At 66.8% G+C, this 21323-nt stretch carries 25 protein-coding genes; 17 read left to right on the top strand and 8 right to left on the bottom strand.

Features of this window, described 5'->3' with window-relative positions:
- Positions 1-11 precede the first annotated feature (11 nt).
- The 4 genes from ACZK2G_RS06150 to ACZK2G_RS06135 all read left to right on the top strand — a co-directional run bounded on the left by ACZK2G_RS06150 (position 12) and on the right by ACZK2G_RS06135 (position 3713).
- The gene (locus tag ACZK2G_RS06150; RefSeq protein WP_012510409.1) at positions 12-788 is read left to right on the top strand and encodes an enoyl-CoA hydratase/isomerase family protein; all 777 of its coding nucleotides are present in this window, start codon (positions 12-14) and stop codon (positions 786-788) included.
- A 99-nt stretch (positions 789-887) separates the two neighbouring features.
- On the top strand, positions 888-1808 hold the full coding sequence (tesB, locus tag ACZK2G_RS06145; protein ID WP_004148214.1) for an acyl-CoA thioesterase II: 921 nt from the start codon (positions 888-890) through the stop codon (positions 1806-1808).
- Between the two features lie 4 nt (positions 1809-1812).
- Positions 1813-2322: a pathogenicity-like protein gene (locus ACZK2G_RS06140; RefSeq protein WP_046988009.1), complete on the top strand. Its 510-nt coding sequence runs from the start codon at positions 1813-1815 to the stop codon at positions 2320-2322.
- A 173-nt stretch (positions 2323-2495) separates the two neighbouring features.
- Positions 2496-3713 carry an RNA polymerase sigma factor gene (locus tag ACZK2G_RS06135; protein ID WP_253079759.1) on the top strand — a complete coding sequence of 406 codons (1218 nt, stop codon included), beginning with the start codon at positions 2496-2498 and terminating at the stop codon, positions 3711-3713.
- A gap of 51 nt (positions 3714-3764) precedes the next feature.
- On the opposite strand, the gene ACZK2G_RS06130 is transcribed toward ACZK2G_RS06135, so the two are convergent.
- Positions 3765-4328 (bottom strand): EF-hand domain-containing protein, encoded by a 564-nt coding sequence (locus ACZK2G_RS06130; RefSeq protein ID WP_136638361.1) that lies wholly within the window; start codon positions 4326-4328, stop codon positions 3765-3767.
- A gap of 156 nt (positions 4329-4484) precedes the next feature.
- Between ACZK2G_RS06130 and ACZK2G_RS06125 the strand changes: the two genes are divergently transcribed.
- Positions 4485-5240, top strand: coding sequence for an arginyltransferase (locus ACZK2G_RS06125; protein ID WP_046985248.1), 756 nt, complete (start codon positions 4485-4487; stop codon positions 5238-5240).
- A gap of 38 nt (positions 5241-5278) precedes the next feature.
- Positions 5279-6487, top strand: coding sequence for an endonuclease/exonuclease/phosphatase family protein (locus tag ACZK2G_RS06120; protein WP_046985247.1), 1209 nt, complete (start codon positions 5279-5281; stop codon positions 6485-6487).
- A 76-nt stretch (positions 6488-6563) separates the two neighbouring features.
- Here ACZK2G_RS06120 and purT read toward each other — a convergent pair whose 3' ends face one another.
- Complete coding sequence (gene purT, locus ACZK2G_RS06115) at positions 6564-7751, bottom strand: formate-dependent phosphoribosylglycinamide formyltransferase (RefSeq protein WP_046985246.1); 1188 nt, start codon at positions 7749-7751, stop codon at positions 6564-6566.
- 137 nt (positions 7752-7888) lie between these two features.
- Here purT and ACZK2G_RS06110 point away from each other — a divergent pair, with 137 nt between their 5' ends.
- The 6 genes from ACZK2G_RS06110 to ACZK2G_RS06085 are packed head-to-tail and all read left to right on the top strand — an operon-like array spanning position 7889 to position 10911.
- Complete coding sequence (locus ACZK2G_RS06110; protein WP_004148136.1) at positions 7889-8770, top strand: SPFH domain-containing protein; 882 nt, start codon at positions 7889-7891, stop codon at positions 8768-8770.
- Positions 8771-8815: 45 nt separating this feature from the next.
- Positions 8816-8995 carry a type II toxin-antitoxin system antitoxin gene (locus ACZK2G_RS06105; RefSeq protein ID WP_004148134.1) on the top strand — a complete coding sequence of 60 codons (180 nt, stop codon included), beginning with the start codon at positions 8816-8818 and terminating at the stop codon, positions 8993-8995.
- Complete coding sequence (locus tag ACZK2G_RS06100) at positions 8992-9171, top strand: DUF4177 domain-containing protein (RefSeq protein WP_004148133.1); 180 nt, start codon at positions 8992-8994, stop codon at positions 9169-9171. Before ACZK2G_RS06105 ends, ACZK2G_RS06100 begins: the two co-directional genes overlap by 4 nt.
- Positions 9172-9174: 3 nt before the next feature.
- Positions 9175-9768, top strand: a complete 594-nt coding sequence (locus ACZK2G_RS06095; RefSeq protein WP_046985245.1) for a PH domain-containing protein — start codon at positions 9175-9177, stop codon at positions 9766-9768.
- Between the two features lie 9 nt (positions 9769-9777).
- Complete coding sequence (locus ACZK2G_RS06090; protein ID WP_046985244.1) at positions 9778-10587, top strand: M15 family metallopeptidase; 810 nt, start codon at positions 9778-9780, stop codon at positions 10585-10587.
- 30 nt (positions 10588-10617) lie between these two features.
- Entirely contained in the window at positions 10618-10911 is a 294-nt protein-coding gene (locus ACZK2G_RS06085) for a hypothetical protein (RefSeq protein ID WP_478474929.1), read from the top strand.
- Between the two features lie 57 nt (positions 10912-10968).
- Here ACZK2G_RS06085 and ACZK2G_RS06080 read toward each other — a convergent pair whose 3' ends face one another.
- From ACZK2G_RS06080 to ACZK2G_RS06065, 4 genes are all read right to left on the bottom strand, one after another.
- Positions 10969-11340: a DUF423 domain-containing protein gene (locus tag ACZK2G_RS06080; RefSeq protein WP_478474928.1), complete on the bottom strand. Its 372-nt coding sequence runs from the start codon at positions 11338-11340 to the stop codon at positions 10969-10971.
- Positions 11341-11444: 104 nt separating this feature from the next.
- On the bottom strand, positions 11445-12518 hold the full coding sequence (locus ACZK2G_RS06075; RefSeq protein ID WP_046985241.1) for a polyketide cyclase: 1074 nt from the start codon (positions 12516-12518) through the stop codon (positions 11445-11447).
- A 234-nt stretch (positions 12519-12752) separates the two neighbouring features.
- Entirely contained in the window at positions 12753-13394 is a 642-nt protein-coding gene (locus ACZK2G_RS06070; RefSeq protein ID WP_004148082.1) for a response regulator, read from the bottom strand.
- Positions 13394-14590, bottom strand: coding sequence for a sensor histidine kinase (locus ACZK2G_RS06065; protein ID WP_046985240.1), 1197 nt, complete (start codon positions 14588-14590; stop codon positions 13394-13396). Before ACZK2G_RS06065 ends, ACZK2G_RS06070 begins: the two co-directional genes overlap by 1 nt.
- Positions 14591-14740: 150 nt before the next feature.
- On the opposite strand from ACZK2G_RS06065, the gene ACZK2G_RS06060 reads away from it, so the two are divergent.
- Genes ACZK2G_RS06060 through ACZK2G_RS06040 form a run of 5 tightly spaced genes read left to right on the top strand, consistent with a single transcriptional unit; the run spans position 14741 to position 17761 of the window.
- Positions 14741-15337 carry a GNAT family N-acetyltransferase gene (locus ACZK2G_RS06060; RefSeq protein ID WP_004148078.1) on the top strand — a complete coding sequence of 199 codons (597 nt, stop codon included), beginning with the start codon at positions 14741-14743 and terminating at the stop codon, positions 15335-15337.
- Complete coding sequence (minC, locus tag ACZK2G_RS06055) at positions 15283-16128, top strand: septum site-determining protein MinC (RefSeq protein WP_046985239.1); 846 nt, start codon at positions 15283-15285, stop codon at positions 16126-16128. Before ACZK2G_RS06060 ends, minC begins: the two co-directional genes overlap by 55 nt.
- Before the next feature lie 35 nt (positions 16129-16163).
- Positions 16164-16973, top strand: coding sequence for a septum site-determining protein MinD (minD, locus tag ACZK2G_RS06050; RefSeq protein WP_004148075.1), 810 nt, complete (start codon positions 16164-16166; stop codon positions 16971-16973).
- 2 nt (positions 16974-16975) lie between these two features.
- Positions 16976-17236 (top strand): cell division topological specificity factor MinE, encoded by a 261-nt coding sequence (gene minE, locus ACZK2G_RS06045; protein ID WP_004148073.1) that lies wholly within the window; start codon positions 16976-16978, stop codon positions 17234-17236.
- Positions 17237-17281: 45 nt separating this feature from the next.
- Positions 17282-17761: a hypothetical protein gene (locus ACZK2G_RS06040; protein ID WP_032969226.1), complete on the top strand. Its 480-nt coding sequence runs from the start codon at positions 17282-17284 to the stop codon at positions 17759-17761.
- A 122-nt stretch (positions 17762-17883) separates the two neighbouring features.
- Here the strand turns inward: ACZK2G_RS06040 and ACZK2G_RS06035 are convergent, their stop codons facing one another.
- Positions 17884-19113, bottom strand: coding sequence for a DUF819 family protein (locus tag ACZK2G_RS06035; RefSeq protein WP_046985238.1), 1230 nt, complete (start codon positions 19111-19113; stop codon positions 17884-17886).
- Positions 19114-19243: 130 nt separating this feature from the next.
- Positions 19244-21322, bottom strand: a complete 2079-nt coding sequence (locus ACZK2G_RS06030; RefSeq protein ID WP_046985237.1) for an alpha/beta hydrolase family protein — start codon at positions 21320-21322, stop codon at positions 19244-19246.
- Position 21323 lies beyond the last annotated feature (1 nt).

Raw genomic sequence — 21323 nt, 5'->3', positions numbered from 1 at the left:
GAGACCGCAGCATGACGACGCTCATCGAGGTGATCAACCATGGCCCCATCCGCGAACTACGCCTGGCGCGGCCGCCGGTCAACGCGCTGGACACCGAACTGTGCCGGCAGTTGATCCATGCCATCGAGCTGGCCATGGCTGAAGACGCGCACGGCATCGTGCTGTCGGGCAGCGAGCGCGTCTTCACGGGCGGCATGGACGTGCCGCACCTGCTCTCGCATGGCGATGACAAGCACAAGCTTCTGGACACCTGGAACGCTTTCTTCGGCGCCGTGCGCACACTTGCCGAGAGCCGCATTCCGGTGGTCGCGGCGATCACCGGCCACGCGCCGGCCGGTGGCTGCGTGCTGGCCCTGTGCTGCGATTACCGGGTGATGGCGCGCAGCGCCGATCCGTCGCGCCCGTATGCGATCGGCCTGAACGAAGTGCAGGTGGGCCTGATCGCGCCGGAGGGCATCCAGCGCCTGCTGCGCCGCGCAGTCGGCGTGCACCGCGCCGGCGTCCTGCTGACCACCGGTTCGCTGGTGCCTGCCGAACAGGCCGTGCAGATCGGTCTGGTCGATGAACTGGCCGAGGGCGACCTGGTGGTGGCACGTGCGGTGGCCTGGCTGCAGAACCTGCTCAAGCAACCGCGCCAGCCGATGCTGCTGACCCGCGCGATTGCCCGTGCCGACCTGCACGTGGCGCTGCAACCGGACCTGATCCAGCTCGACCGCTTCGTCGAGGCCTGGTTCGCCCCGGATGCGCAGAACGCCCTGCAGGCGCTGGTCGCCCGGCTGGGCAAGTAACGGTCGCCCGCGCCCGGGGTGGCGCCCGGGGTCAGATCCCTTTCGCAATGCGAAAGGGATCTGACCCCTGACCGGTATAATCAGGCCTTCTTCATTGCTGTGGCCGCCCCCTTGAACGACACGCCCGAACCCGTCGTCTCCGAGCTGATCGACCTGCTCACCCTGGAGCGGCTGGAGGACAACCTGTTCCGCGGGCAGAGCCGCGACATCGGAACCAAGTACGTGTTCGGCGGGCAGGTGCTGGGCCAGGCGCTGGCTGCGGCACAGGCCACGGTCGACAACGGCCGCCACGTGCACTCGCTGCACGCCTACTTCCTGCGCGCCGGCAACATCGACCACCCGATCGTCTACGACGTGGACCGTACCCGCGACGGCGGCAGCTTCTCGGTGCGCCGGGTCACTGCGATCCAGCACGGCAAGGTGATCTTCTTCTGCGCGGCCTCGTTCCAGCAGGCCGAAACCGGTGCCGAGCATCAGCACAAGATGCCCGAGGTGCCGCAGCCGGAAGACATCGAGCCGAACCGGCCGCTGCCGGCTGAAGTGCTGGAACGGCTGCCGATCAAGGTGCAGCGCTGGCTGTCGCGCGGCGGCCCGTTCGAGTTCCGCCATGTCTATCCGCGCGATGAACTCAATCCGCCCAAGCGCCCGCCCTACCACCAGGTGTGGCTGCGCCTGAGCGAGCCGGTCGGCGATGCGCCCGAGCTGCACCAGGCACTGCTGGCCTATGCCTCGGACTTCCACCTGCTGGGCACCGCCACGTTCCCGCACGGCATCAGCTACTACCACCCGCACGTGCAGATGGCCTCGCTCGACCACGCGATCTGGTTCCACCGCCCGTTCCGCGCCGACGACTGGCTGCTGTACTCGCTGGACAGCCCCAGCGCGCAGGATTCGCGCGGTCTGGCCCGCGGCCAGTTCTTCACCCGCAACGGCGTACTCGTCGCCAGCACCGCGCAGGAAGGCCTGATCCGCGTCGTTCCCGACCAGGCAGCAGCGGCCGCCGTGCCGGCCAAGGATTGATCCGATGCGTCAGATTTTCAGCAGCCAGCGCGTGGAAACCGTCGAAGGCGTCGCCGAGCTCCTGCGCGAGCATGGCATCGAGGTCAAGGTGACCAATGGGCGCTCGTACAAGACCCGTCGACGTGGCCAGTTCAGCTATACCGAACTGGGCAACGCCAACGCCTACCCCGCTGTGTGGATCGTGCGTGCCGACGACCAGCCGCGCGCCCGCGAGATCCTGCGCGACGCACGCCTGCTCGACACCACCCGCCGCGATCATCCCACCGCCGAGTTCGCTTTCCGCGATGACGTCGCCGCCCCCAGCGGCGGCCGCGGCTGGGCCTGGCGCATCCGCATCGGCCTGCTGGTGATCATCGCCGGCGTGGCGCTGGTGATCGGCCTGCGCCATCGGGGCGCCCCGGCGCCGGTCGCACCGGCCGCTGCCCCGCAGGCCCAGCCGCAGCCGACGCAACCGGCCCCGCAGGCGGCACCGGAAGAGGAAGAAGTGCGGGTCCGGATCCAGCCCGCAAAGTAACCGGGTGCGGTAGCGCCGGGCCATGCCCGGCGAGCGCAGCGGCCTGCATCAGCAGCCGTGTCGCCCTGTAGAAGGGCCGCCGGCATGGCCCGGCGCTACCGTGACAAATGACCGGTCACAAACCGGCACGCGGCTCCGTCATGGGACACAATCCCAGCAGGAGAGCCGCCGCCATGACGACCTTCGCCGCATCGATCGACCAGACCCTGGAACGCGAACTGCCTGCGGCCGCTGGCGGCTGCCAGCATGCCTATGGCCGCATCGTGCTGGCCTGCCAGAACACGGTCACCGCCATCGCGCTGGCCATTACCCGCGACCGCCAGGCCAGTGAGGACATCGCCCAGGAAGCGTTCGTGAAGGGCTGGCAGCAGCTGCATCAGCTGCGCAGCTCGACCAGCTTCCTGCCCTGGCTGCGGCAGATCACCCGCAACCTGGCCCGCGACTGGCTGCGCGCGCAGCGCGGCCGGCCACTGACCGGCGAGGCGGCCGAAGTGGCACTGGGCATGGCCGCCGATCCAACCCCGGGGGCCGCCGACCGCCTGCAGCGGGTGGAAGAAGAGATCGCCGCCGAGGACATCATCTCCGCCCTTCCCGCCGACAGCCGCGAAGTGCTGTTGCTGTACTACCGCGAAGGCCAGCGTTCGCAGCAGGTGGCCGACCTGCTCGGGCTCAGTGATGCGGCCGTGCGCAAGCGCCTGTCGCGCGCCCGCGCGCTGGTGCGCGATGGCCTGCTGCAGCGCTTCGGCGAATTCGCCCGCAACAGTGCGCCGAGCGCGGCATTCGCCACCGCCGTGGTGTCGATGGTGCTGGTGGCCGCGCCCGGCACGGCCAGCGCCGCGATCCTGCTCGGCACCGGCGTCGGCATCGGCGGCAGCAAGCTTGGCCTCGGCGGCGCCAGCGCTGCGGGCGGAACCGCGATGGGCTCGTTGACCGCCACGCTGGGCCAACTGCACGTGCTGCCGGCCGAAAGCTGGGGGGCGGTCATTGGCGGCGTGGTCGGTGGTGCGATCGGCAGCTATCTGGGCGGACGCTTCCTGATGTCGTACACCGAAACGGCGTCCGAGCGCGCCGACGTGCGCCGCTTCCTCTACCTCAACATCATCACGGGCATGTTCTGGTGCCTGGCGATCCTGCTTGCGGTACTGCTGCAGACACCGGTCTGGGCACAGCTGACGGTACTGGCCGTGGGTCTGGGGGTGGTCAACTACCAGTGCCTGGTGCCGCTGCAACGGGTGATGGCACCGATGATCGCGCGCGATTCGGCACGGCGCGGGCGCACCGGGACCAACTGGAAGTACGAATCCATGTATGGCCGCACCGGCATCATCGCGATGAACCTGATGGTCATCGCGCTGGTGCTGTATTCGCTGGCACGCAGCGGCCGCCTGTAGCGGACAACGCCGGCAGTGCGCCGGCGTTGTCGTCGATCATTGCAATGAAACTCAGCGCTGCGGCTTCGGCGCGGCACCGTCACGCGGGCCGCCGTGGCGCGGGCCACCGTGCATCGGGCCCTTGGCGGCATCGAACTCGGCCTTGCTCAGCTGGCCATCCTTGTTGGTGTCGGCGGCGGCGAACCAGGCATCACGATGCTGCTTCATGCGCAGCTCGCGGTCAGCCTTGTCCAGGTAACCGTCCTTGTTGAGGTCGAGCTGATCGAAGCGCGCGGCCAGGCGCGGATCGGCCTTGGCTTCCTCGCGGCTGATGCGGCCGTCCTTGTTGACGTCCAGCTTGGCCCAGCGCTCACCGCCGTGGCCACCACGGCGACCATGCTGCCAGCGCGGCAGCTCATCGCGCGAGAGCTTGCCGTCCTTGTTCTTGTCCAGCTCGTCGAACTTCGCGGCCAGGCGCGGGTTGGCAGCGGCCTCGCTGCGGTCGATGACGCCGTCGCCGTTGGTGTCCAGCTTGGCCGGGCGCTGCGCCGGCGTGGTCGGGGTGTCGGCCGCGAGCGCGATACCGGTAGCGGAAGTGCCGAGCAGCAGGGCCAGCAGCAGGGGGGTACGGATCATGGGGTCACTCCTGGGGATGGGGATTGCGTCGGGGTGATCACTTCACCCTCGGGAGACAACAACGCCCGGGCGCGACATCGGTTGACGCCGCTGCCGATTCCATTCATCCGGCGGACAGTCGCCGCCACTGCGACAGGCTGGGGCTATGCTGTGCCCATGGCGATTCACGGCGACAGAGACGACGAACTGCGACTTTTCCAGACCGGCGAGCACCCCTGCGGGTACTGGTCGGACCGGGCGGCACGCGACCTGGTGCTGGACCCGCACGACCGTCGTCTCGGCGGCCTGTACCCGCTGGCATTGAGCTGGGGCTTCCGCCGCAGCGGCGACCTGGTCTACCGCCCGCACTGCGCACACTGCCAGGCCTGCGTGGCGGTGCGTATTCCGGTGGCTCGCTTCGCCCCCGACCGCAGCCAGCGCCGCTGTGCCGCCCGCAATGAAGACCTGGAAGTGCGGATCACCGCCGCCACCGCCCGCGACGACCTGTTCGCGCTGTATCACCGCTACCTCACCCATCGCCACGCCAATGGCGGCATGGATGACCACGGCCCGCACGAGTTCGAGCAGTTCCTGATCGGCAGCTGGTCACACACCCGCTTCATGGAAATGCGCCTGCCGGGCCAAGATGGCCAGCCCAGCCAGCTGCTGGGTGTGGCGGTGACCGACGTCACCGAGCATGGCCTGTCGGCGGTCTACACCTTCTTCGACCCGGACCATGCCGCGCGTGGGCTGGGCACCTTCGCGATCCTGCAGCAGATCGAATGGGCCCGCCGCGAGGGCCTGCCGCACGTGTACCTGGGCTACTGGATCCGCGGGCATCAGAAGATGGACTACAAACGGCGCTATCGACCGCTGGAAGCCTACGACGGCCGCCGCTGGCACGATTTCGACGACGAACTGGACGGACGCTGACAAACCACTGACACCGGGCCGGGTGCACAATACGGCGCATGAACCTCCGACCCCAGATCCTCGCCCTGGCCCTGCTCTGCGGCGCCACCGCCCCCGCCTTCGCCACTTCCCCTGCGATGACCGAAAAGCCGTCCGCTGCGCTGCGCCTGGCCACCTACAACACCTCGCTGTACTCCGATGAGACCGGTGGCCTGATCAAGGAGCTGGAAGGTGACAGCGAGCACGCGCGCAAGATCGCCGCGGTGCTGCAGCAGGCGCGCCCGGACCTGGTGCTGCTGAACGAATTCGATTTCGACGACGCCCACCGCGCCGCCGACCTGTTCCAGAAACGCTACCTGGAAGTGGCCCAGCCCGGCGGCGGCAAGCCGCTGCACTTCGCCTACCGCTACCTGGCCCCGGTCAACACCGGCGTGCCCAGCGGCCTGGACCTGGACAACAACGGCGTGGTCGGCGGCGAAGGCCGAGGCCGCGGCAACGACGCGTGGGGCTACGGCCTGCATCCAGGCCAATACGGCATGCTGGTGCTGTCGCGCTACCCGATCGATGAAGCCAAGGTGCGCAGCTTCCAGCTGCTGAGGTGGAGTGCGATGCCAGGCGCGATCCGCCCGGTCGATCCGCGCACCGGCAAGAGTTTCTACAACGACCACGTGTGGTCGCAGCTGCGGCTGTCGTCGAAGTCGCATTGGGACGTGCCGGTGAAGACCCCGGCCGGCGTGGTGCACGCGCTGGTCTCGCACCCGACGCCGCCAGTGTTCGATGGCCCGGAAAAGCGCAATGCCGCGCGCAACCACGACGAACTGCGCCTGTGGCAGGAATACCTGTCCAAGGGTGACAAGCCGTGGCTGTGCGACGACAAGGGCCAGTGCGGCGGCCTGGCGCAGGACGCGCGCTTCGTGATCCTCGGCGACCTCAACAACGACCCGGTGGATGGTGATGGCCGCCATGAGGCGATCGTCGAACTGATCGAGAACGCCCGCGTGCTGCGCTACCCCACCCCGCGCAGCGTCGGTGCCGAACAGACCAGCCTGGCCTATGCGGCCAAGGGCATCGAGCGCAAGGGCGCACCGTTCCACGCCACCGGCGATTTCGGCCCGAAGTCCGGCACCATGCGCCTGGACTACGTGCTTCCCTCGACCGGTTTCGAGTACATCGGCAGCGGCGTGTTCTGGCCGGCCAATGAAAGCCCGGAAGCGAAGATCGCCGACGGCAGCGACCACCACCTGGTGTGGGTGGATGTGAAGCCGTAACCGGTGTCGGTGGGTACCGACCAACGGTCGGTACCCACCGAAATGCGGTCGCCGGGCATGGCCCGGCGCTACCGGTTTACGGGCGCAGTTCGACGCCGATGGCGTCGGCAGCATCACGCGCGATGGCGCGCGCTTCGTCGATGGTTTCCGCGCGCGCCAGGGTCACGCCCACGCGGCGGTGACCATGCACGCTCGGCTTGCCGAACAGGCGCACGGCGGTATCCGGCACCTGCAGTGCGGCGGCGACGTTGTTGAAGTACGGCACGCCCTCACCATGCGCCAGCAGCGCGCACGAGGCCGACGGTCCGCTCTGGCGGATCACCGGAATCGGCAGGCCGAGGATGGCGCGCGCGTGCAGCGCGAACTCGCTCAGTTCCTGCGATACCAGCGTCACCAGGCCGGTGTCGTGCGGGCGCGGCGACACTTCGCTGAACCACACCTCGTCGCCCTTCACGAACAACTCGACGCCGAACAGGCCCCAGCCGCCGAGGTCATCGGTGATCGCACGCGAGATCTCTTCGGCACGCGCCAGCGCCTTGCTCGACATCGGCTGCGGCTGCCAGCTCTCGCGGTAGTCGCCGTCCTTCTGCAGATGGCCGATCGGCGCACAGAACGAGGTGCCACCGGCATGGCGCACGGTCAGCAGGGTGATCTCGTAATCGAAGTCGATGAAGCCCTCGACGATGCAGCGACCGGCACCGGCACGACCACCGGTCTGTGCGTACTCCCACGCTGGGGCGATGTCCGCCTCGCTGCGCAGGGTGCTCTGGCCCTTGCCCGAGGACGACATCACCGGCTTGACCACGCACGGCAGGCCGATGGCAGCCACGGCTGCACGGTACTCGGCTTCGGTATCGACGAAGCGGTACGGCGAGGTCGGCAGGCCCAGGGTTTCGGCGGCGAGGCGGCGGATGCCCTCGCGGTCCATGGTCAGGCGTGCGGCGCGTGCGGTCGGGATCACCCGCAGGCCCTGCTCCTGTTCCAGCTGCACCAGGGTCTCGGTGTGGATGGCCTCGATCTCCGGCACCACCAGGTGTGGCTGCTCTTGGGCGATCAGCGCACGCAGGGCCATCGCATCCAGCATGTCGATCACGTGCGAGCGGTGCGCCACCTGCATGGCCGGGGCATCGGCATAGCGGTCGGCGGCGATCACTTCCACGCCCAGCCGCTGCAGCTCGATGGCCACCTCCTTGCCGAGTTCGCCCGAGCCCAGCAGCAGCACGCGGGTGGCAGAGGGGGACAACGGAGTTCCAAGCTTGGCCATGGCGGTTCCAGCAGCAATGTGAAGGCGGGTGGGCATTCTAGCTGGCCGGGCACCCAGGCCATGGCATCCGACGAACGGTCGCCCTTATGTGATATCACTTTGATATCTTCATTTCGAACCCTCAAGGACGTACCGCCATGAAAGAGAAGTCGCTGTCTTCCCTCAACGGCCTCGGCACGCTGGCCGGCGCCCTGCTTGTCGCCCTCGCCGGCGGCGCCCTGTTCGTACTGGGGGTGGCAGCCAAGGCCAGCACCGGCTCCCCGAACCTGCTGCTGATGCTGGTCGGCATCCTGGTGGCGGCGCTGGCGATCTTCGCTCTGGCCGGCCTGTACACGGTCCAGCCCAACCAGGCGGCCGTGCTGAGCCTGTTCGGCAAATACGTGGGCACGGTGAAGGACAACGGCCTGCGCTGGAACAACCCCTTCTACAGCAAGCGCCGGGTCAGCCAGCGCGTGCGCAATTTCGAGAGCGGCAAGCTGAAGGTCAACGAGCTCGATGGCAGCCCGATCGAGATCGCTGCGGTGATCGTGTGGCAGGTGGTCGATGCGTCTGAAGCGGTCTACAACGTGGACGACTACGAGAGCTTCGTGCACATCCAGTCCGAATCGGCGCTGCGTGCGATGGCCACCAGTTACCCCTACGACCAGCACGAAGAAGGCCAGCTCGCGCTGCGCAGCCACGCCAGCGAGATCTCCCAGCACCTGAAGAACGAACTGGCCGAGCGCCTGGCCGATGCCGGCGTGCAGGTGATCGACGCACGCATCAGCCACCTCGCCTACGCCGCCGAAATCGCCCAGGCGATGCTGCAGCGCCAGCAGGCCAATGCGGTGATCGCCGCACGTACGCGCATCGTTGCCGGTGCGGTCGGCATGGTGGAGATGGCACTGGCCGAACTGCAGAAGAATGGCGTGGTGCAGCTGGATGAGGAACGCAAGGCGCACATGGTCAGCAACCTGTTGACCGTGCTGTGCTCGGACCGCGGCACCCAGCCGATCGTCAACGCCGGCTCGCTGTACTGAGCCACCCTCGCAACGGGGCGCCCCACCGCCCCGCCAGGAGCCCCCATGAGTGAGAAGAAAGCCTATCCGCTGCGCATCAATGCCGAGGTCCTGGCCGCGGCGCAGCGCTGGGCTGATGACGAACTGCGCAGCCTCAACGCTCAGATCGAATACGTGCTGCGCGACGCGCTGCGCAAGGCAGGACGCCTGCCCAAACCCAAGGCATCGCCGGAGGACAAGGAATGAGCAAGCGCTGGAGCTACCAGACGATCGAGGTCAAGACCTCCATGATGGGCGTACTCAAGGCCGAGGATGTCCAGGCCGAGCTGGGCCGGCAGGGCCAGCTGGGCTGGGAACTGGTCAACATCATCATCCCCGCGCCGATGCGCCCGGCCATGCTGGTGTTCAAGAAGGAATCCTGAGCCATGAGCGGCAGCGATCCGAAACCGTTTGAAGTGGCCGAGAGCTCGCCACTGCGCGTGCTCTGGGTGGTCCTTCCATTGCTTGCGGCGTTCGTGGCCTGCGTGTATGCGCAGTTGTACAAGGCACCGGCCACTGCACCCTGGATCGAAGTGACGCTCTCCCCGCCCTGGTTCCGGATGGGTGGCAGCGCAGCGTGGAGCCTGGTGGTGATCGCGCTGATGGGCATCGGGCTGGGCACGGCCTTCTTCCGGCGCCGGGTGGAACTGGCCGGTGACGTGCTGGATGTGCGCTCGACGATGTACCGTCGGCGTGTGCCGGTGGCACAGCTGCGGCTGGACCAGGCCGAGGTGGTCGATCTCAGCCGTGATCGTCGCTATGGCATCCGCTTCAAGACCAACGGCTATTCGATGCCCGGCTTCCATTCCGGCCATTTCCGCCTGCAGGGCGGTGGCAAGGGTTTCGCGCTGGTCACCGACCGTGCACGTGTTCTCGCTCTTCCGGTCAGCGATGGCAGCACGCTGCTGCTCAGCCTGGACCGGCCGCAGGCGCTGCTCGATGCCCTGCGCAAGGTGGCCGCCACCGCGCTGCCGCAGTAAGCTGGATCGATGCACCGCACCACGCCGCTGTTGATCAATACCGAAGCCATCGAGTTGTGGCCCGCCAACCTGCTGCGCGCGCGCAGCAACCTCGATGCACGCCTGCTGGCGCGTGCGCGCTGGGTGCTGCGACGCAAACGCGATGGCCGCTACCTTGCGGCGGTACTGGCGCATGGCGTGCACTCGCTGGTACCGAGCCTGCCGCGCGAGCCCGGGGTCGAGGAAGCGCTGGCGCTGCTGGACGCGGCAGTGGCACGCCCGTTCGGCGCTGCGTTGGAAGAGCAATGGCTGCCGCTGGCCGGGCTGCAGCATCGCCTGCAGCAGCTGGGTCTGGATGCACAGCGCTATGCAGACGACAGCGGCCTTCCACTGGAACCCGAGCCCTGCCTGTTGCACTTCGCCGGCCGTGATCGTTTCGCCCGCCCGTTGTGGCTGCGCCGCGGTGCCGCGCAGGGTTGGCGCCGCATGCGCCTGCACGCCGCGCGGGACGGCATTGCGCTGGACGCGATCTCCGGCTTCCGCAGCCATGCTTACCAGCTGGGCATCTTCGAACGGAAGCTGGCGCGCGGCTTGAGCGTGGCGGAGATTCTGAAGGTCAACGCCGCGCCGGGTTTCAGCGAACACCACAGCGGCCACGCGCTGGACATCGGCACACCGGGCGATGCGCCGGCCGAAGAATCGTTCGAAGCCACCGACGCGTTCGCGTGGCTGCAGGCACATGCCGGCGAGCATGGTTTCCACTTGAGCTACCCGCGCGACAACCCACACGGGATCGTCTACGAACCGTGGCATTGGTGCTGGGGACCGGCCAACGGCTGAGCCCCTCGTGGCGGCTGCACGGCGAAATTCATGGAGCTGTCCGGGCGGATTCCGCGTGCGTCCGCCACGAAATGGAACAAGAAGGCAAAGGCAAAGCTCGAAGCCTCTACAACGGATCAGCGTGCAGCTGTTGGGTCCGCCTTCAAGCGAGCCGAGCACCGCAGGTCCGGCGAGGGCGAAGAGGTGCGGGTGTCTGAGCGCAGCGAGTTCCCGCACCGCCCCTCGACGGGCCGAGGAGCACAGGGCACCGGTGCGCAGCACCGGCTCGCCGCCGGCGGCGCGTTTCTTTTGGTTACTTTTCTTTTCGCGCGAAAAGAAAAGTAACGCCCATGAACGGTGCAGATCGCATCAGCATGGATTGAAGCGACAATCTCGACTCAGTTACCGCCTCAACGCATTGATCGCCAGCAGCACCCATCCGGCCATCATGCTGGTGCCACCGATCGGCGCCAGCCGCGTCGGCCACTGCCACAACGCGCCGCCCACCAGGCTGCCGGAAAACAGCAGCACGCCCAGCAGCAGCACGTACAGCGCCAGGTGCGCGATCGCGCCCTGCGCACGTGGCCCCAGCGCCACCAGCACCGCGCCATGCGCGAACGCATACAACGCCGCCATGTTCAGATGCTGCTGCGCCAGCGGATCGGCAGCACCGTGCGAAGCATAGGCGGACAGACCGATCGAAGCCGCCGCCAGCAACGCCCCCAGACAGGCCAGCAGCGAGGGCTTACGTGCGCGTCGTTCAACATTGAACATGACTGCTCCTTGCGCAGCGCCCGATGCCGGGCGCGGGATGAAAAAAAACGCGCCGCAGGAAGCGGCGCGTTTTCGTGTCCAGCACTACATGGGTCAGCCGAGGCTTACTTGACGGCCCAGTAGATGTCGTACGTGGCTTCCGGAGTGAACGACTTGTCGAGGCCGTCCTTCCAGGTTTCGTACGGACGGTCGATGACTTCGTTGCCCGAGGTCACGGCCCAGGCACGCAGGCCGCTGCGCGCCACGTCCAGACCCGCCATGTGGCCGGTGTAGGCCGCATGTGCCGAACGGTGCGGAGCAACGTGCACGTACTTGACCGGAGCACCGCCGTCGATCTTGACGGTCAGGGCTTCAGCAGTTGCACCTTCAGCACCCTTCTTCTTCACCGGCTGGGCGATGTCGAAGGCGTACTTCTCAGCACCGAAGTCGGTGGTGATGATGCGGAACGGGCCGGCGGCTTCGAGGCCATTGGCCTCCATCACGCGCTTGATCCACTCCTGGTTGTCCTTGATGGACTTGGTGATGCTGTCCTGGCCGCGGTCCACGTTACCGGCGTTGACGACCAGCAGGTCTTCAGCCGGCACATCGACGATGGCCAGATCGGTCAGCGGGGCTTCCGGGGTGCGGTAGTCCACGTTCGGAACGCTGGCCAGCATGTTGGCCATGCGCGACAGGCCCATCTTGATGTCGTCGCCGATCTGGCGGCTGACATAAAGACCGGCGTAACGGCCGAACAGGTCGAAGCCGTACTTCACCGAGTAGTCCTGGGTGATCTTGACGTTGCGACCGCCCTTGCCGGTCGGCTCCAGGGTGAAGGTGGTGACCTTGTCGTGACCCTTGGTGGCGTCGTCGATGTTGATCACAACACGCTTGTTTTCCTCGGCTTCGGTGATCTTCCAGGAACCGGTGCCCAGGTCCTTGGAGGTGAAGTCGAGGGTGGCACCGGTACCGGAGACCGGGCCGGACAGCTTCAGTTCAACGGCGGGATCGCGCAGTACCAGCGGGTTCCAGTCCTTGAAGCGGCGCAGACTGCTGACCGTGTCGTACACGATCGTCATCTTGCGGTTGGTCTCGATGCTTTCGGTGATGTGACGCTCGCCCGGCAGACATACGCCAATGATGACGAACAGGCCAGCCACGATCCCCAAGGCGATCAGGAACTCGATAATACGGGTCATTCAGAGAGTCTCCGGGGCCGATCCCACGGCCGGGTTGATTGAAGCGAAGCGCCAATCCTAGCAGGCTTCGCGGGCATTGTTTATCGGGATTGGCGCACCGGTTTCCCTGCCGGCTGCGTATTTGTATGGACAAAGAATTCGAAGGGTAACGCATACCGGTGCCCGGCATGTAGGGGTCAACCCCGGCCAGGGTCCGGGGTTGCGGTCCAAGTCGTTGTCCGGGAACGATTTTCCTCAGACCAGCTGCAGTTCGAACGCCTTCAGTACGGCACGCGTACGGTCGCGGACGCCCAGCTTGGAGAGAATGTTGGACACGTGGTTCTTGATCGTGCCTTCGGCCACGCCCAGCGAATTGGCGATCTCCTTGTTGGAGAAACCACTGGCCATCAGCCGCAGGATCTCGGTCTCGCGGTCGGTCAACGGATCCGGGCGATCCAGGCTGACGAAGTCGTTGCGCATGTGCTCCAGGCCGGACAACAGGCGCTGGGTCACCGCCGGCTGCACCAGCGAGCCCCCGTCGGCCACCGTGCGGATGGCGCCGACCAGCTGTGCCAGAGTCACGTCCTTGAGCAGATAGCCCTTGGCACCGGCCTTGAGCCCGGCCAGCACCAGCTGATCGTCATCGAAGGTGGTGAGGATGATGGTCGGCGGCAGTTGTTCCTGCCGGGACAGCATCTGCAGCGCCTCCAGCCCGGACATCACCGGCATGCGCATGTCCATCAGCACCACGTCCGGGCGCACCTGCGGGATCAGCTCAACCGCCTGCCGGCCATCGCCGGCTTCGGCCACCACTTCGATACCGTCGTCGAGCGCCAGCAGGGAGCGGATTCCCTGCCGCACCAGGGTTTGGTCGTCGACCAGGCAGACGCGAATCATCAACGCACTCCTTCAGGAACCTTGGTAAGGGCGGCCACCAGCACCGTTGCCGGCACCGTCGCCCGCAGGCGGAAGCCTTCGCCGGGACGGGTCTCGACCTGCAGCTGGCCACCACATTGTTGCAGGCGCTCGCGCATGCCGCGCAAGCCATTGCCGACATTGACCATTTCCGCGCCGACACCGTCGTCGCGGGCCTCGATCACGACCCGGTCGGGGGCTTCACGGTACACCTTGATCCACAGGTGGCGCGCACCGGCATGGCGCACGGCGTTGGTGATGATCTCCTGGGTGCAGCGCAGCAGTACGTGGGCCCGCTGCGGGTCCTCCACGTTCAGCGAGTCCTCGATCTCCAGCTGGATGTCCAGCGAGGGCACGTTCTCGGTCAGCGGCCGCAGCGCGGCAGCCAGGTCGATGGCACCGGTCTCGCGCAGTTGGCTGACCACCTCGCGGACGTTGCCCAGCAGCAGCTTGGCCAGGCCATGCGAACGCTTTACATGCTCCAGTGCCTGGCCCTCGGCCAGGTGGCTGGCCACTTCCAGGTTCAGGGTCAGCGCGGTCAACTGGTGGCCGAGCAGGTCGTGCAGCTCGCGCGAAATGCGGGTGCGTTCGTTGACCCGGGCACTTTCAGCCAGCAGGGCGCGGGTCGCGCGCAGCTCCGCGTTCAGCCGGCGCTGCTCGTCGCGGGCCTCGGTCTGCTGGCGGGCGACCAGGCTGGTCACGAAGATGAACATGGAGAAGCCGCCGTACAGCAGCGACTGCATCACCGCCTCGAACAGCGGGAAGCGCAGCAGCATGTAGTAGACCGGGGCCACCGCCAGCTGGCTGACCAGCAGCCACAGCACGCCCAGCCGCACCGACAGCATCCAGGGAATGACCCCGGCGGCGACCATCATCAGGATGCTGCCCAGGCCCGAGCCACTGAGGAAGCTCACCGCCAGCGCCGAGACGGTCAACAGCAGTAGCAGCCCGCGGTCCAGCCAGGTGGTATGGCTGTCGCTGCGCAGAATGCGGGTCAGCCAGTAGTAGGCGGTGCCGAAGGACAGATAGGCGACGAACAGCAGGATCGCCCAACCGCCCATGTCGTTGCGGCTGTGCAGGTTCTCGAACTGCGAATACGCCAGCGGCAGTCCGACCATGACCCAGGTGAACAGGCCGGCCAGGCGGAGGACGCGTGTATGGCTGAGGACTCCCAACATGCCAGCACTCTACGGGCCCAGCCTGCGTCCCGCACCCCACGGAAGTCATGCCCGCCCGGTCGCCTGTTCATGCCGCAGCCCACCCCGGGCATGCAATAATCGTGCGCAGGGTCCTTTGATGGACCAACCGCGTTACCCCACGGAGTCACAATGTCGATTGTCATCCGCGACGTGCGCGAGCACGAGCTCGATTCCGTCCTGGCTTTGAACAACAACGCTGGCCTGGCCATCCTTCCCCTGGATGCGGCACGCCTGCGCCTGTTCTATGAAACCGCTGAATATTTCCGCGTCGCCGAGCGCGACGGCAACCTGGCCGGCTTCCTGATCGGCTTCGGCAGCGACAGCCAGCACGACAGCAGCAACTTCGCCTGGTTCAAGCAGCAACTGGACACCCCGTTCTTCTATATCGACCGCATCGTGGTCGCCAGCCGCCGTCGCGGCGGTGGCGTCGGCCGTGCGTTCTATGCCGACGCGCAGAGCTTCGCCGAGCTGCGCTATCCGCAGATGACCTGCGAGGTCTTCCTCGACCACGGCGCCGATGCCGCCCTGCTCTTCCACGGCAGCTTCGGCTTCCGCGAGCTGGGCCAGAACACCATGCCGCACGTCGATGTGCGCGCCAGCATGCTGGCCAAGGAACTGTGCAGCTACCCGTGGGTCCAGGAGACCTACGGTGACAAGCTGCCGGATGTGGCATGGACACGTGCCCGGCAGCTGCCGGCACAGGCACAGCGGCCGACGGGGACCTGAGCGTGGCGGTGAATTTCGATTACGAACAGGCCGGTGAACTGAAGATCGGCCAGGTGGGCATCGCCAACCTGCGCATCCGCACCCTTGATGTCGAGCGCCTCGTACAGGAAATGCACGAGCGCGTGACCCGCGCGCCGAAGCTGTTCGGCCGCGCGGCGGTGATCCTCGACTTCGGCGGCCTCAGCCAGGTGCCGGACGTGGCCACCGCGCAGGCGCTGGTCGATGGCCTGCGCAGTGCCGGCGTGCTGCCGGTGGCACTGGCCTATGGCACCAGCGCGGTCGACCTGCTCTCGCAGCAGCTCGGACTGCCGCTGCTGGCCAAGTTCCGCGCCCAGTACGAACGTGCCGAGGCCGAACCGGCTCCGCCACCGCCCGCACCGGAACCGCGCCGGGCCGCGCGCGCCGAACCGAAGCCGGCACCGGCCACGCCGGTAGCCAAGGTCGCCGATGCGGCCGCACCGCAACCGGGCCGCATGCAGCTGGGCAACGTGCGCTCGGGCCAGCAGCTGTACGCGGAAAACTGCGACCTGACCGTGATGGCCACCGTCGGCGCTGGCGCCGAAGTCATCGCCGACGGCAGCATCCATATCTACGGGACCCTGCGCGGCCGCGCGCTGGCAGGGGCCCAGGGCAACACCGCGGCACGCATCTTCTGCCGTGATTTCCATGCGGAACTGGTCGCCATTGCAGGCCACTACAAGGTACTGGACGATGTCCCGGACACCCTGCGCGGCAAGGCCGTGCAGGTGTGGCTGGAACAGGACCAGATCAAGATCGCTGCGCTGGACTGACGCAGCACCCAAACAGAATCATCAGGAGAAGTCCTTTGGCTGAAATCATCGTAGTCACCTCCGGCAAGGGCGGCGTCGGCAAGACCACTTCCAGCGCAAGCCTGGCCTGCGGCCTGGCACGGCGCGGCAAGAAGGTGGCGGTGATCGACTTCGACGTCGGCCTGCGCAACCTCGATCTGATCATGGGCTGCGAACGCCGCGTGGTGTACGACTTCGTCAACGTCGTGCACGGCGAAGCGACCCTCAAGCAGGCCCTGATCAAGGACAAGCGCTTCGACAATCTGTACGTGCTGGCTGCCTCGCAGACCCGCGACAAGGATGCGCTGACCCAGGAAGGCGTGGGCAAGGTCCTGAAGGACCTGGCCGCCGACGGCTTCGACTACATCATCTGCGACTCCCCGGCCGGCATCGAGAAGGGCGCCTTCCTGGCGATGTACTTCGCCGACCGCGCCGTGGTCGTGGTGAACCCGGAAGTGTCCTCGGTACGCGACTCGGACCGCATCATCGGCCTGCTCGACTCGAAGACCCACAAGGCCGAGTCCGGCCAGGACGTGCCGGCCTTCCTGCTGCTGACCCGCTACACCCCGGTGCGCGTGGAAAGCGGCGAGATGCTCAGCATCGCCGACGTCGAGGAAGTGCTTGGACTGAAGGCGATCGGCGTGATCCCCGAGTCGGGTGACGTGCTCAACGCCTCCAACAAAGGCGAGCCGGTCATCCTGGATGTCGAGTCCGCTGCCGGCCAGGCCTACGACGACGCCGTCGCGCGCATCCTCGGCGAAGAACGCCCGATGCGCTTCACCAACGTCGAGAAGAAGGGCTTCTTCAGCAAGCTGTTCGGAGGGTAAGCATGGGCCTGTTTGATTTCCTCAAAGCGAAGAAGACCACCGCCGAAACCGCCAAGAACCGCCTGCAGATCATCATCGCGCAGGAACGCAGCAACCGCGGCGGTCCCGATTACCTGCCGCTGCTGCAGCGCGAGCTGCTGGAAGTGATCAAGAAGTACGTCAACATCGACGTCGATGCGGTGAAGGTCGACCTGGTCAAGGATGGCCAGCACGATGTGCTGGACATCTCCGTGGCGCTGCCGGAAGGCCCGGACAAACCCTGACCCCTGCCCCGCCCGTGCCTGCATGGGCGGGGCTGCATGACCTGCATGACCGACACCACGCCCGAACCGAACGTCACCCGCGTCGGCGATATCGCCTTCGCCGATGCGCAGCGCCTGCTCGCCGCACACGACCTGCGGCTGCACCACGTCGCCGCCGGCGCGCCGATTCCCGGCAGCTACTGGGGCGAGCCCGAGGCCGGCATCATCGCCAGCGACGTGTACGTGCGCGATGACACCCCCGTGCACTCGATGCTGCACGAGGCCTGCCACCTGATCGTGCTGCCGCCCGAGCGCCGCGCGCAGGTGCATACCGATGCCACCGACTCGGTGCCCGAAGAGGACGCCACCTGCTACCTGCAGATCGTGCTGGCCGGCCACCTGCCCGGTGTCGGCAGCGAACAGCTGATGGCTGACATGGATGCGTGGGGGTATACGTATCGGTTGGGATCTACGAAGGCGTGGTTCGAGCAGGACGCGGAAGACGCGAAAGCATGGTTGATCGAACGCGGGTTGCCGGTAGCGTGAACCACCGTGAACCGGGGTCAGATCCCTTCGTCCTGAATCATCGGTAGTGCCGGCCGCTGGCCGGCAACCTCATGAACCAGTGAAGCATCACCTGGTTGCCGGCCAGCGGCCGGCACTACCCATCAACCCTGCCCCGCCAGCGCGCGCAGGGTGATGCCGACGATGTAGGCCAGGTAGGTGCCGGTGGCATAGCCCATCGTGCCCAGCAGCACACCCACCGGTGCCAACGCCGGATGGAACGCGGCCGCCACCACTGGCGCCGACGCGGGTCCGCCGATATTCGATTGCGAACCGATGGCAAAGTAGAAGAACGGCACTTTCAGCAGCTTGCCCAGGCACCACAGCAGCACGATGTGCACGCTGATCCAGATGATGCCAAGCAGGAACAGCCACGGGCGGTCCAGCAACGCCAGCAGATCCATCTGCATCCCGATGCAGGCGATCAGGAAATACAGCAGCAGCGAGCCCAGCCGCGAGGCACCCGCGCCTTCCAGCGTGCGTGCGCGGGTGAAGCTCAGGCTCAGGCCCAGCGTGGTCGACAGTACCACCACCCAGACAAACGGTGCGTCCAGGCTGAACTGCGAGGCCCAGCTGACGTTGAGCTTGAACCATGCCGCCAACGGCGCACCGATCGCATGCGAGAGGCCGACGCCGCCGAAAGCCACCGCCACGATCAGCATCAGGTCGGTCAGGCTGGGAATGCGCTCGTGTTCGGCCTGGAAGCGCGCGATGCGCTCCTTCAGCTCATCGATCGCCGAGGTATCGGCACCACTGCGCGCGTCGATCTTCGCCGCGCGCCCAGCAAGGAAAATGAGCGCCGCCATCCACACATAGCCCACGCCGACATCGACCACCGCGAACTGACCAAACGTGGTGGCGTTGACGTCGAACACTTCGCGCATCGCCAGCATGTTGGCACCGCCGCCGATCCAGCTGCCCGCCAACGCGGCCATGCCGGCCCAGGTATCGCCGGCCACGGTTTCCGGATGCACGGCGCGCATCAGCAGGAAGGCCACCACCGCACCGAGCATGATGCTGGCCGAAGCGCCCAGATACATCAGTACCAGCTTCGGGCCGAGCCGCAGGATGCCCTTGATGTCCACCGCCAGGGTCAGCAGGATCAGCGCCGCCGGCAACAGGATGTCGCGCGCGATCGGGTTGTAGAGTTTGGTGTTCTGGCCGTCGATCAGGCCGACGGTGTTGTAGATGCCGGGAATCAGGTAGCACAGCAGCAGTGCCGGCACGAAGGTGTAGAAACGCTTCCACAGCCCCTGCTCGCGCGAGGCGGTCCAGAACACGCCGCCGAGGGTGGCGGCGATCAAACCGAAGACGACGATGTCGTTCTGGATCATGCAGGTGCTCTGGGTAGTGCCGGTCGCTGGCCGGCAATCTCGTTCAGGTGGGAAGCAGCAAGCGGTTGCCGGCCAGCGGCCGGCACTACCAGAAAGCAGAGCGCCGCCCCGGAGGGCGGCGCTGCAGTCATCAGTTGCCGATGTGCTGCTTCAGCCAGGCATTGACGGTGTCATGCCACAGGATGCTGTTGTTCGGCTTCAGCACCCAGTGGTTTTCATCCGGGAAGTACAGGAACTTCGATTCGATGCCCTGGCGCTGGGCGGCGGTGAACGCGGCCAGGCCCTGCTCGACCGGGATGCGGAAGTCCTGCTGGCCGTGGATGACCAGGATCGGCTTCTTCCAGTCCGCCACGTGGTTGACCGGGTTGAACTTCTCGTAGTTCGCGGCCTTCTGGTACGGCGTGCCGCCCTGCTCCCACTCGGTGAACCACAGTTCTTCGGTGGCGTAGCCCATCATGCGCTGGTCGAACACGCCGTCATGGTTGACCAGGCACTTGAACGGGCTGTTCCAGTTGCCGGCGATCCAGTTGACCATGAAGCCGCCGTAGCTGGCGCCCAGTGCACAGGCCTTGTCGCCGTTGAGGAAGGAGTACTTCTTCAGCGCGGCGTCCCAGCCCTTCTGCAGATCTTCCAGCGGGCGGTCGCCCCAATGCTGGCTGATCGCATCGGTGAACGCCTGGCCGTAGCCGGTGGAACCGTGGAAGTCGATCATCACCACGGCGTAGCCCTGGCCGGCGTAGGTCTGCGGGTTCCAGCGGTAGCTCCAGCCGTTGCCGAAGCTGCCCTGCGGGCCGCCGTGGATCAGGAACGCAACCGGGTAGGACTTGCCTTCCTGGTAGTTGTGCGGCTTGACCACATAGCCGTGGACGGTGTCGTTGTTCCAGCCCTTGAACTCGAACTGCTCGTAGTCGCCGAAGGACACGTCCTTCAGGACCTCGCCGGCGGCGGGGGTCAGCGCGCGCAGTTCACCGATGGCTTCGCCTGCGGTCGGCAGCAGACCCACCAGCACCTGGTCGTTGCTCTTCAGACTGTTGCGGGTGATCGCCACGCTGGTGCCGGCCACGTCCACCGAGGTCACGCTGCCGTCGCCGATCAGCTTGGTGGCCTTGCCGCTGGCCACGTCGATCTGGAACAGCGGGTGTTCGCCGAGGTCATCGGCGGTGGTGTAGATGCTGCTGCCATCGGCGGACAGGGTGATGCCGCCCGCCGAACGATCCCACTGCGGCGCGATCTCGCGGGTCTTGCCGCTGGACACGTCCATCGCCATCAGGCCGAAACGGTCGGCCTCGAAGCCCGGGCGCTTCATCGCACGGTAGAACAGCGTCTTGCCGTCGGCGCTGAACACCGGGCCGGCATCCCAGGCGGGGTTGGAGGCGGTCAGGTTGACCGGTGCCTGCTTGCCCGCAGCGTCGAAGCGGTACAGGTCGAAGTTGGTCGACCACGGCTCCTGCTTGCCGGCCACGCGGATGCTGGCCACCACGCTGGCGCCATCCGGCGACCACGCGAAATCATCGTTGCCACCAAACGGCTTGGACGGCGCATCACCATCGATGGTCGCGCTCAGCGCCGAGGCGCCCTTGACCGCACCGGCCTTGCCTGCCGGCAGCGGCGCCACGAACAGCGTGTTGCGGCGGCCGTCGTTCCAGGTATCCCAATGGCGCACGAACAGCGAATCCCACACCTGGCCGCTGGCCTTGGCGTCCTTCTTTTCCTTCAGCTTCTTTTCGGTGCAGGCCAGGTCCGAGGCGCAGGCCTGGAACACGCCGGCACTGAACAGCACGCGGTCGTCCTGCGGCGACACGTGGTAGCTGTCCACGTCCACCGGGAAGTCAGTCAGCTGGCGCGGGGTGCCGCCGCTGATCGGCTGCGCGTACAGCTGCTGGCTGCCGTTCTTGGCGCTGAGGAAGTACACGGTCTGGCCATCGGCCGACAGCGACGCCGAGTTGACGTTCCAGCCGGCCGGGGTGATCTGCTTCGGCGGCGCTGCATCGCGGGTACGCAGGTTGCGCGCGAACAGTGCGGTAGAGGCCTTCAGGTTGGCGTCCACGCTGCGCTTGGCGAACACCACGGTGCCGCCGTCTGCGGTCAGTACCGGCGCGGAAACGCGGTCCATGGCCACCATGTCGCGGACTTCCAGGCCACGGGCAGCGGCAACGCTGGGCAGGGCAGCCAGCAGGCTCAGTGGCAGCAGGGCATGACGCAGTTTCATC

It is taken from the genome of Stenotrophomonas sp. 107298_Sma, assembly GCF_056480345.1.
The sequence above is the reverse complement of the archived record's forward strand: the minus strand, read 5'-3'. Positions and strand labels throughout refer to the sequence as shown.

What these genes read in the sequence shown, in the direction of transcription:
- ACZK2G_RS06150 (WP_012510409.1), top strand. Translation starts at nt 12, where the DNA reads ATGACGACGCTCATCGAGGTGATCAACCATGGCCCCATCCGCGAACTA.
- ACZK2G_RS06140 (WP_046988009.1), top strand. Translation starts at nt 1,813, where the DNA reads ATGCGTCAGATTTTCAGCAGCCAGCGCGTGGAAACCGTCGAAGGCGTC.
- ACZK2G_RS06135 (WP_253079759.1), top strand. Translation starts at nt 2,496, where the DNA reads ATGACGACCTTCGCCGCATCGATCGACCAGACCCTGGAACGCGAACTG.
- ACZK2G_RS06130 (WP_136638361.1), bottom strand. Translation starts at nt 4,328, where the DNA reads ATGATCCGTACCCCCCTGCTGCTGGCCCTGCTGCTCGGCACTTCCGCT.
- ACZK2G_RS06125 (WP_046985248.1), top strand. Translation starts at nt 4,485, where the DNA reads ATGGCGATTCACGGCGACAGAGACGACGAACTGCGACTTTTCCAGACC.
- ACZK2G_RS06120 (WP_046985247.1), top strand. Translation starts at nt 5,279, where the DNA reads ATGAACCTCCGACCCCAGATCCTCGCCCTGGCCCTGCTCTGCGGCGCC.
- purT (WP_046985246.1), bottom strand. Translation starts at nt 7,751, where the DNA reads ATGGCCAAGCTTGGAACTCCGTTGTCCCCCTCTGCCACCCGCGTGCTG.
- ACZK2G_RS06110 (WP_004148136.1), top strand. Translation starts at nt 7,889, where the DNA reads ATGAAAGAGAAGTCGCTGTCTTCCCTCAACGGCCTCGGCACGCTGGCC.
- ACZK2G_RS06105 (WP_004148134.1), top strand. Translation starts at nt 8,816, where the DNA reads ATGAGTGAGAAGAAAGCCTATCCGCTGCGCATCAATGCCGAGGTCCTG.
- ACZK2G_RS06100 (WP_004148133.1), top strand. Translation starts at nt 8,992, where the DNA reads ATGAGCAAGCGCTGGAGCTACCAGACGATCGAGGTCAAGACCTCCATG.
- ACZK2G_RS06095 (WP_046985245.1), top strand. Translation starts at nt 9,175, where the DNA reads ATGAGCGGCAGCGATCCGAAACCGTTTGAAGTGGCCGAGAGCTCGCCA.
- ACZK2G_RS06090 (WP_046985244.1), top strand. Translation starts at nt 9,778, where the DNA reads ATGCACCGCACCACGCCGCTGTTGATCAATACCGAAGCCATCGAGTTG.
- ACZK2G_RS06085 (WP_478474929.1), top strand. Translation starts at nt 10,618, where the DNA reads ATGGAGCTGTCCGGGCGGATTCCGCGTGCGTCCGCCACGAAATGGAAC.
- ACZK2G_RS06080 (WP_478474928.1), bottom strand. Translation starts at nt 11,340, where the DNA reads ATGTTCAATGTTGAACGACGCGCACGTAAGCCCTCGCTGCTGGCCTGT.
- ACZK2G_RS06075 (WP_046985241.1), bottom strand. Translation starts at nt 12,518, where the DNA reads ATGACCCGTATTATCGAGTTCCTGATCGCCTTGGGGATCGTGGCTGGC.
- ACZK2G_RS06070 (WP_004148082.1), bottom strand. Translation starts at nt 13,394, where the DNA reads ATGATTCGCGTCTGCCTGGTCGACGACCAAACCCTGGTGCGGCAGGGA.
- ACZK2G_RS06065 (WP_046985240.1), bottom strand. Translation starts at nt 14,590, where the DNA reads ATGTTGGGAGTCCTCAGCCATACACGCGTCCTCCGCCTGGCCGGCCTG.
- ACZK2G_RS06060 (WP_004148078.1), top strand. Translation starts at nt 14,741, where the DNA reads ATGTCGATTGTCATCCGCGACGTGCGCGAGCACGAGCTCGATTCCGTC.
- minC (WP_046985239.1), top strand. Translation starts at nt 15,283, where the DNA reads ATGGACACGTGCCCGGCAGCTGCCGGCACAGGCACAGCGGCCGACGGG.
- minE (WP_004148073.1), top strand. Translation starts at nt 16,976, where the DNA reads ATGGGCCTGTTTGATTTCCTCAAAGCGAAGAAGACCACCGCCGAAACC.
- ACZK2G_RS06040 (WP_032969226.1), top strand. Translation starts at nt 17,282, where the DNA reads ATGACCGACACCACGCCCGAACCGAACGTCACCCGCGTCGGCGATATC.
- ACZK2G_RS06035 (WP_046985238.1), bottom strand. Translation starts at nt 19,113, where the DNA reads ATGATCCAGAACGACATCGTCGTCTTCGGTTTGATCGCCGCCACCCTC.
- ACZK2G_RS06030 (WP_046985237.1), bottom strand. Translation starts at nt 21,322, where the DNA reads ATGAAACTGCGTCATGCCCTGCTGCCACTGAGCCTGCTGGCTGCCCTG.